The 7,435-nt window shown below is 65.2% G+C and carries 9 protein-coding genes; 1 reads left to right on the forward strand and 8 read right to left on the reverse strand.

Annotated features, from left to right (window positions below; genetic code table 11):
* Nucleotides 1-4: 4 nt before the first annotated feature.
* The 5 genes from NX068_RS18985 to NX068_RS19005 all read right to left on the reverse strand — a co-directional run bounded on the left by NX068_RS18985 (nt 5) and on the right by NX068_RS19005 (nt 4,585).
* The gene (locus NX068_RS18985) at nt 5-1,027 is read right to left on the reverse strand and encodes an FAD-binding oxidoreductase (RefSeq protein WP_263462781.1); all 1,023 of its coding nucleotides are present in this window, start codon (nt 1,025-1,027) and stop codon (nt 5-7) included.
* Nucleotides 1,028-1,253: 226 nt separating this feature from the next.
* Entirely contained in the window at nt 1,254-2,258 is a 1,005-nt protein-coding gene (locus NX068_RS18990; protein ID WP_263462782.1) for an AraC family transcriptional regulator, read from the reverse strand.
* A gap of 105 nt (nt 2,259-2,363) precedes the next feature.
* Nucleotides 2,364-3,248 (reverse strand): VOC family protein, encoded by an 885-nt coding sequence (locus NX068_RS18995; protein ID WP_263462783.1) that lies wholly within the window; start codon nt 3,246-3,248, stop codon nt 2,364-2,366.
* 21 nt (nt 3,249-3,269) lie between these two features.
* A complete protein-coding gene (locus tag NX068_RS19000; RefSeq protein ID WP_263462784.1) occupies nt 3,270-3,707 on the reverse strand; it encodes a lipocalin-like domain-containing protein in 438 nt (145 codons plus the stop codon).
* 11 nt (nt 3,708-3,718) lie between these two features.
* Nucleotides 3,719-4,585, reverse strand: coding sequence for an alpha/beta fold hydrolase (locus NX068_RS19005; protein ID WP_263462785.1), 867 nt, complete (start codon nt 4,583-4,585; stop codon nt 3,719-3,721).
* Between the two features lie 154 nt (nt 4,586-4,739).
* Between NX068_RS19005 and NX068_RS19010 the strand changes: the two genes are divergently transcribed.
* Nucleotides 4,740-5,477, forward strand: a complete 738-nt coding sequence (locus NX068_RS19010; protein ID WP_263462786.1) for a GntR family transcriptional regulator — start codon at nt 4,740-4,742, stop codon at nt 5,475-5,477.
* A gap of 26 nt (nt 5,478-5,503) precedes the next feature.
* Here NX068_RS19010 and NX068_RS19015 read toward each other — a convergent pair whose 3' ends face one another.
* The 3 genes from NX068_RS19015 to NX068_RS19025 all read right to left on the reverse strand — a co-directional run.
* Nucleotides 5,504-6,034: a cupin domain-containing protein gene (locus NX068_RS19015; RefSeq protein ID WP_263462787.1), complete on the reverse strand. Its 531-nt coding sequence runs from the start codon at nt 6,032-6,034 to the stop codon at nt 5,504-5,506.
* Nucleotides 6,031-7,137 (reverse strand): alcohol dehydrogenase catalytic domain-containing protein, encoded by a 1,107-nt coding sequence (locus tag NX068_RS19020; protein WP_263462788.1) that lies wholly within the window; start codon nt 7,135-7,137, stop codon nt 6,031-6,033. The genes NX068_RS19015 and NX068_RS19020 overlap by 4 nt, the downstream gene beginning before the upstream one ends.
* A 28-nt stretch (nt 7,138-7,165) precedes the next feature.
* Nucleotides 7,166-7,435: 4-hydroxy-2-oxovalerate aldolase family protein (locus NX068_RS19025; protein ID WP_500862651.1), on the reverse strand; the 270-nt coding region annotated here is incomplete at its 5' end.

The following is a 7,435-nucleotide window of genomic DNA, read 5'->3' on the forward strand; positions in this document are numbered from 1 at the left end:
GGGTTCAGTGGCTGGCGACGAACTGCTCGGCGAAGATGTTCTCGGGCCTGACGCCGAGTTCGGTCAGCCGCGCAGTGGCGGCATCCATCATTCCCGGGGGGCCGCACAAGTAGGCGACGGTTTCGGGATCGGTCACGTCATTGGCGGCGAGCGTGGACACCGGGCTGCCGGAGATGAGCCCGTCGGTGGCTTCGCGGTCCACGCAGATGCGGGTTTCCAGCGTCGGCAGCCACTGGCGGCGCAGTTCCAGTTCGTCCAGATAGAAGAGCTGGTCCGGCGTGGCGCAGCCGAAGGCGAGCAGCATGGGTGGCTTGCGGCCGCCGAGCTGGTGGATGCGGTCCACCATCGCCAGCACGGGCGCGAGGCCGGTACCACCCGCCACGAAGATGTGGGGCACGCGCTTCTTTTCCCGCAGGAAGAAGGCGCCGTAGGGGCCCTTGATCCTCACCACGTCGTCGAGCTTGGCGCCACAGGTCAGCCAGGTGGACATCACCCCCTGCGGTAGCAGGCGGATCAGAAGTTCGATGTTGGGCAGATCGGATTCAGTGCTCACCGGCGAATAGCTGCGCAGCACTTCGGCGCCCGGCACCTCGATCTGCACGAACTGGCCGGGGCGGAAGGAAAGCCAGTTGCCTTCGGCCAGTTCCAGCGACAGCTTTGCCACGTTGGAAGCCACCGGCTCGATGGCGTTGACGAAGGCATGGACTTCCACTTCCGGCTGGCTGCCTTCCTCGCTGCCGTAGTCAAGGTCGAAGGTGCAGTCGCCCCTGGGTTGCGTGATGCACAGCAGGCGCTGGCCGGCGGCCAGTTCGTGAGGCATCAACGTGGAGCTTGCGCCCGGTCTGATCGGTGCGTCGCCGTCGGCCAGGCGGGCAAGGCAGCTCGAACAGCTACCGCTGCGGCACTGGTGCAGCACGGGGATGCCTGCCTCCAGGGCTGCATCCAGCACGGTCTGATCGGCCATCACCGCGACTTCGCGGCTCACCCCGTCGGCAAAGCGCAGGGTAACGGTATGGGTATCGTTCATGGTCTCTATGTCTGTGTTTGTCAGGGGGCGCAGTGTTGCCCCGCATCCGTCATGGTCAATCTTAGGAATGGTCGATCCGGCATGCGCTCCCATGCATGAGGGGTTTATCCCGCCAGTGCACGAAATTCGGCACTGGAAGGATGTGCGGGATGGAAATGAAAAAAGCCCGGGGGCGGCCATGGCAGGCCGATCCCCGGGCGATGTCCGGTGCCGGATCCGGGCGGACTCAGCGCGCCAGCGTTTCCGACGGGCTCTCGCCGAAGCGGCGCTTGTAGTCGGTGGTGAAGTGGCCGAGATGGTTGAAGCCCCACCGGAAAGCCACCGCCGTCACCGTGCTGCGGCCGGGCTCGGCGCGCTGCAGATCCTCGCGCACGCGCCGGAGCCGGATCTCCTTCAGATGAAGCATGGGTGAGGTCTGCCGGTACTTGCGGAAACCGTTGTAGAGCGAACGCGTACTGACACCAACGTGTTCGGCCATGTCGCCGATGGTGATCGGCTCGTGCGCTTGCGCCTCGATGAATTCTTCGGCACGCCGCACGAATGCAGGCGCGAGGGGGCGACAGTCTTCGCGCAGCATGGCCGAATGATTGTTGGGCTGGCAGACGAGCAGCATGGCTACGATCATCTGCTCGATCTGCGCAGTCAGCAGGGTGGAGGTGAGGCCGTCGTTGTCCATGCGCAGGGCGTCGAGCAGCCAGGCGATGGTCCGCATCCAGCGCATGCCCTCGGGGGTGTCGAGAGGCATCGCGGTGTCGAATTCGATGCGGCCGCGAAGCCTCCCTCCGAGATGCTGGCTGCACTGCTGCTCCAGCAGGTCGCGGTCCACGCGCACGATGAGCTTTTCGGTGCGTTCGCCATGGCGGATACGGATCGGCCGATGCGCGTTGAGCACGCTGCCGACGGTCGGCGAGGACAGGGTGAGCTCGCCCGCGCTCTCGATGCGTTCACCTCCGCATAGTGGCATCTGGACCAGGTAGAAAGTGTCGAGCTGGCCGGGGTCTATCGTCACTTCGCCGCCATAGCTGATGCGGCCGATGCCGATGCCCCTGAGCTTGCGGTAGTCCATGCGGGCATCGACCGGCTTGCGTGCGTCGATGCTGCGCAGTTCATTCTCGCAGAATACGCGTGTCCCCCAGCGCCGCGCTTCCTCGATGTCCCGTGTGTGGAAACGCTCGAAGCTGGGCATCATGGCTTGGCCGTGACATCCCGCGATCCATTGATGTCCTTCCATGTCTCTCTCCTCAGTGTTTTATTTCGTACGCGCCGCGTCCGTTCGCTGCGGACTGCGGCATGCGGTGCACGGTCCGGCAGGCCGTGCACCGGTTTCGCGGCATTGTCAGACTTTCAGGTGCTGATGGCCCCAGGCGCTGGTCACGTCGTAGGTCCGAACCTCGTTGTCGTCCTCCTCGACTTCCAGGCCGCCCCAACCATACTCGATCTGTGCGCCGGACGGACTTTGAACGTAGAAGGAGAACATGTGGTCGTTGATGTGCCGTCCCAGTGCGCGCGTCTGCGGCGCGCCGTACCGGCGCACGCGGTCGAGTGCACGGCCGACGTCGTCGAATTCGTGTACCTGCAGCATCAGATGGCCGAGCCGGCGTCCGATCGGCAGGTAGCCAATGGCCACGCTGTGGTGCCTGCTGTTGCAGCGCATGAAGACGAAGTTACCCTGGCGGCCGCCGTAATCCTGCGTCGACACGTAGTCGCTGACCGTGAAGCCGAGCAGGTCGCAGTAGAAGCGCTGGGTTTCGGTGACGTTTTCGGCTACCAGCATCACATGCCCCAGTCCCTGCTGCTCGGTGACGAAGCCGCCGTGCGCCACCGGGGCGTGGAAAGGCGTCTGGGGGCGCATCAGCGAGCCGCAGCTCAGTTCCACCGCGAGGCCGGCCGGATCCACGAAATGGCGCAGCGCCTGAACGCAGCGTGCGGCACATTCTTCCGTGCCGCCTGTCCGAACCGCATGGCCGGCCGCGGCGAGGCGGGCATGGATGGCTTCGACGTCCTCGATGCAGTCGGCCTCCAGGCCGAGCGCCACGATGTCGTTGCGTGGCCCGGTGCTCAGATGGATGCGCCATGGCCGGTCATCCACCCGCAGCCAGGCTTCGCGCCCGCCGCTGCCTGCGGCCACCTCGCAGGCGAGGACCTCGCGCGCGAATGCAGTCCATGCTTCGACGTCCTCCGTCTCGATCTGGATATAGGCTAGACGTTTTACTTGTGCCATCGTGTTCTTCTCCTGATGCCGCTATTGCTTGCCTGCCCGCCGCCAAGCGAGGATCGCGGTCCTCGCTTCGGGCGTGCCCTCTTCGATGCGCGCGACCAGCGTGATCTCGTCTGCGCTCTTGCGTATCACCTTCCGCCGTTGCGCACTGCCCTGCCAGTTGGGGAATATGCACAGCTCGATGTGGTGGGTTACCGTCTCGCCGTCGTAGCTGTAGCGTCCGGCGTAGGTGAGGTATTCGTCGTAGGCCCGGGCCTTGTCGGCGTCGCTGGCGTCCCATTGGCCGCCGCTGCGGAAGGGCGTGCGTGGCTTGCGCGAGATTACGCAGAACATGGTGTCGGTGCCGCGTCCATAGTCGATGAAGCCTTCCAGGTTCTCGCCGAACGGATACACGCAGCGGCCGTCGTCGTATTCCTGCCGCCAGGAGACGATCTCCCAGCGTCCCTCGATGTCCTTCGTCATGCTTGGTTCTCCTATCTCACTGCTCGATCAAGAGGCAGGGGTTCGTCCAGGCCTGCCTCACCGAGGAAATCGCCTACCAGGCGGGTGAAGCGGGCTGCCTGTTCGATCTGCGTCCAGTGGCCGCAACGGCCGAACACGTGGAGTTGCGCGCGCGGCAGCAGGCCGGTCAGCGTGACCGAACTCTGCAGCGGGATGACGCGGTCCTCGCGGCCGTGGATCAGCAGGGTTTCGTGCGGAATGCATCGAATCTCGTCCTCGGCGCTGGCGAGTGCCTTCACCCAGCGCTGGCGTGGCGCCGGGAACATGGCTGCGAAGGCTTCCTGGAAGCCAGGCTGGATGCTTGCCTCATAGCGCAGGCGGGCGAGGTCGTCGGTGATCAGGCGGCGGTCGTAGGCGAAGATGTCGAGGATGCGCTTCATGTTTTCGGGTGAGGGTTCGTATCCCCACACGGCTTCCAGTCCGTCGGTGATCGGGAAATCGAGCCCCGCGCTGCCCATCAGCACCATGCGCCGTACCCGATGCGGATGGCGGATCGCCAGCTTCAGCGCGAGTGCGCCGCCGAAGGAGTTGCCGACGATGTCGGCCTGCGGCAGGTCGAGCGCGTCGAGCAGTCCGATGGCCTGTTCGACCCAGGTGTCGACGTCGTAGCGCTGGCCCGGCCGCCGTTCGGTAAAGCCGAATCCGACCATGTCGGGAATCAGGACACGGCGCCCCTCGGCAAGCGGGTGCATGACCGTGCGCCAGTTGACGAAGCCGCTGACGCCTGGCCCCGAACCGTGAATCATCAGCAGCGGAAAACCCTTGCCGAGGTCGTGATAGTTGGTGCGCACGCCGCGGATCTCGATGCTGTGGCCCAATTCCGGGTTGCTCTGGTTCATCTCTCCTGCTCCTGTAGGTGTGGCGCCCGCTTCGTTAAAAATATCGATATTTTTAACGAAAGAATTTTTTTAATTAGATTGTCTTTTATTTTGTTGGCTGTCAACATCCTTTGCAGTGCTATGATTTTCCGTCCCATGAACACTTTTCCCGACGATGCAACTCAACTCCTCACTTGCTGCGGATTTCTCCGCTGCCGACGATGCTCCTTCCACCCTGATCGAAGCGGCCTATCGCAGGATTCGGCGTGACATCGTCCTGGGCGTCCACCCTCCGGGTGAGCGGCTGCGCATCGAACATCTCAAGACCCGCTATACGGCGAGTTCCAGCACTTTGCGCGAGGCGCTCGCGCTGCTGGTGTCCGACGCACTGGTGGTCGCCCAGGGGCAGCGCGGCTTTTCGGTGGCGCCGATGTCGCTGGCCGACCTCGAAGACCTCTCCTATGTGCGTTCCTTGGTCGAGGCGGAAGCGGCCAGCCAGAGTCTCGTCCACGGCAAGGACGAATGGGAGGCACGCCTAGTCAGCGCCTTCCACAAGCTTTCGTTGACCGAGGAAAGGCTGGCTGCGCGCACGCCCGAGGTGTACGAGGAATGGGAGCGGCGCAACTTCGAGTTCCATGAAGCGCTGGTCGGCGCCTGTGGCTCGCCGCGGCTGCTCGAGGCGCGCGCACGCTTGCATCTGCAGGCTGAACGTTACCGGCGGCTGTCGGCGCTCGACGGCCCCCGCCCAGGTGCAGTCCATGCCGAACACGAGCAGATATTCCGCTTCGCCCTTGCCCGCGATGCTGATGCGCTCACCATGGTGCTCCGGCGTCATGTCCGGCGCTCGCTGGACGTGATCCGCGACAGCGGCCTGCTCGGCGGCAGGCCTGTCGCTGGCGGCAAGACGGCCTGACGGATCCGCCTTGCGCCAGCGGCCATTCAGCTGCGCTGTGCGCCGAGCAGCACGAAGAACACGCGTGCCGGATGCCCGCTGCGGTTGCGCCAGGCGTGGCGTGTGCCGATCTGTACGATGACGTCGCCCTGGCGCAGGCAGCGGGTCACGCCGCCATCGAGTTCCAGCCAGATTTCGCCAGCCACCACGACGCCATAGTCGATGGTGTCGGAGCGGTGGAAGCCGGGCGCATCCGGCTCGAAGCATTCGGCCAGACCCGGCAGGCGGCGGGCAATCTCGGCGACGGCCGCTGCTGGGTCGCCACCGTGTCCGGCTGACTCCGGTGGAAAAGTCACCAGCATGGCCACTGTTCCGCCTTGTGCGGGGACCACGGAGGCCAGCGCGGCGGCGCTGTCGGCAGGACGTGCTTCGATATGTGATTGTGGTGTGGTCCCCCAGGCGATGCCGACCTCGAAGCCGGGGGTGTGCTCGAAGGCACCACCCAGCAGCGGGCCTTCCAGCAAAATGTCGGACTGTCCGGCACTGCCGTGGCCGGTGACGATGCGGATCGTGCTCATCGATGCACGATGTGGAAGTTGGTGAATCCGCTGGCCTGGGTCTCGACGATCTCCAATGCCTCGTTGAGTTGCTCCAGCGGATAGGCTCGTGCTTCGAGCACACCGAGGTCTACCAGACCCGCGTCGATCAGCTTCGCCATCTCGTCGCCCTCGGCCGTGGAGAACCACAGGGAGCCGATGTATTGCCATTGGGCGCACATGAAGGGGTGAGGGTCGATGGGAATCGGGCCGGCAACGCCGCCGATCTGCACGATGCGCCCCCCGCGGGCGACGCCCTGCATGGCATCCACCGACAGTTCGGCCGGCGCCTTGGCGCCCAGCGTGTCGAGCATGGCATCCACCCCGCCAGGCACGAGGTCGCGCACGCGCGCCGCGATGCCCTGTCCGTCCAGGCGCAGCGGCAGCACGCGCTTGGGATCGAGCGCCGCCAGCCGCCCCAGCAGGGCCGCGTCGCGCGCCACGACCACTACGCGGGCAGCGCCGAAAGCCAGCGCCAGCAGGGTCGCGCCCACGCCCAGCGTGCCGGTTGCACCGAGGATCAGGATGCTCTGCCCTGGCCGCAGGGCACTCTTGCGGATGGCCGAGTAGGCCGTGCCCAGGTAGCCGAAGCGCGTTGCATGGGCAGCGGGAATGCTGTCAGGCAGGCGCACCAGGTTGGTGGCTGGTGTGGTCATGTACTCGGCGTAACCTGCATACGGGTATTTCTCGAACAGGGTCTGCGATCCCTTGCCGAAGCCGAAATAGCCGGAAAAGGTGTAGTCCTCGCAGCGGGTGGATTCGCCCTGCTTGCAGTAGCGGCACTCGCCGCAGGACAGGCCCGGGTTCGCGTAGACCCGGTCTCCCGGCTTGAAGGACTTCACCGCCGAACCGACGGCTGCCACGGTGCCGGCCGCGTCCAGCCCGAAAATGGCGGGCAGCGCCGGCAGCGGCAGGAAGGGATACCAAGTGGGGAAATGCGTCACGACGTTGCGCAGGTTGGGAATCAAGCCGCAGGCCTCCACCTTCACCAGTACGTCATGCTCGCGCGGTTTGGGGATGGGCATCTCGTCGATGGAAAACTTGCCGCCGATTTCGTGCAGGCGGGCCGCCCTCATTCTTGTCATAGTCTCTCTCCTTTGGTGTCGTGCGGGATCAAGCGCGGACGGCTGTGGGCAGCTTGCCCTGGGTTCTCGCCAGATTCAGTGCGGTATCCTCGATCATGTCCTCCTGCCCGCCGACCATGCCGCGCCGCCCCATCTCGACCAGGATCTCGCGCGCCGGCACGCCGTACTTCTTCTCCGCGCGCTTGGCGAACAGCAGGAAGGAGCCATAGACGCCGGCATAACCCAGCGTCAGCGCATCGCGGTCGATGCGGATCGGGAAATCCATGATCGGCACCACCAGGTCCTCGGCCACGTCCTG

The organism is Thauera carbonicopians (genome assembly GCF_025699485.1).
GTDB lineage: Bacteria > Pseudomonadota > Gammaproteobacteria > Burkholderiales > Rhodocyclaceae > Thauera.

What these genes read in the sequence shown, in the direction of transcription:
- NX068_RS19010 (WP_263462786.1), top strand. Translation starts at nt 4,740, where the DNA reads ATGCAACTCAACTCCTCACTTGCTGCGGATTTCTCCGCTGCCGACGAT.
- NX068_RS19015 (WP_263462787.1), bottom strand. Translation starts at nt 6,034, where the DNA reads ATGAGCACGATCCGCATCGTCACCGGCCACGGCAGTGCCGGACAGTCC.
- NX068_RS19020 (WP_263462788.1), bottom strand. Translation starts at nt 7,137, where the DNA reads ATGACAAGAATGAGGGCGGCCCGCCTGCACGAAATCGGCGGCAAGTTT.
- NX068_RS18985 (WP_263462781.1), bottom strand. Translation starts at nt 1,027, where the DNA reads ATGAACGATACCCATACCGTTACCCTGCGCTTTGCCGACGGGGTGAGC.
- NX068_RS18995 (WP_263462783.1), bottom strand. Translation starts at nt 3,248, where the DNA reads ATGGCACAAGTAAAACGTCTAGCCTATATCCAGATCGAGACGGAGGAC.
- NX068_RS19000 (WP_263462784.1), bottom strand. Translation starts at nt 3,707, where the DNA reads ATGACGAAGGACATCGAGGGACGCTGGGAGATCGTCTCCTGGCGGCAG.
- NX068_RS18990 (WP_263462782.1), bottom strand. Translation starts at nt 2,258, where the DNA reads ATGGAAGGACATCAATGGATCGCGGGATGTCACGGCCAAGCCATGATG.
- NX068_RS19005 (WP_263462785.1), bottom strand. Translation starts at nt 4,585, where the DNA reads ATGAACCAGAGCAACCCGGAATTGGGCCACAGCATCGAGATCCGCGGC.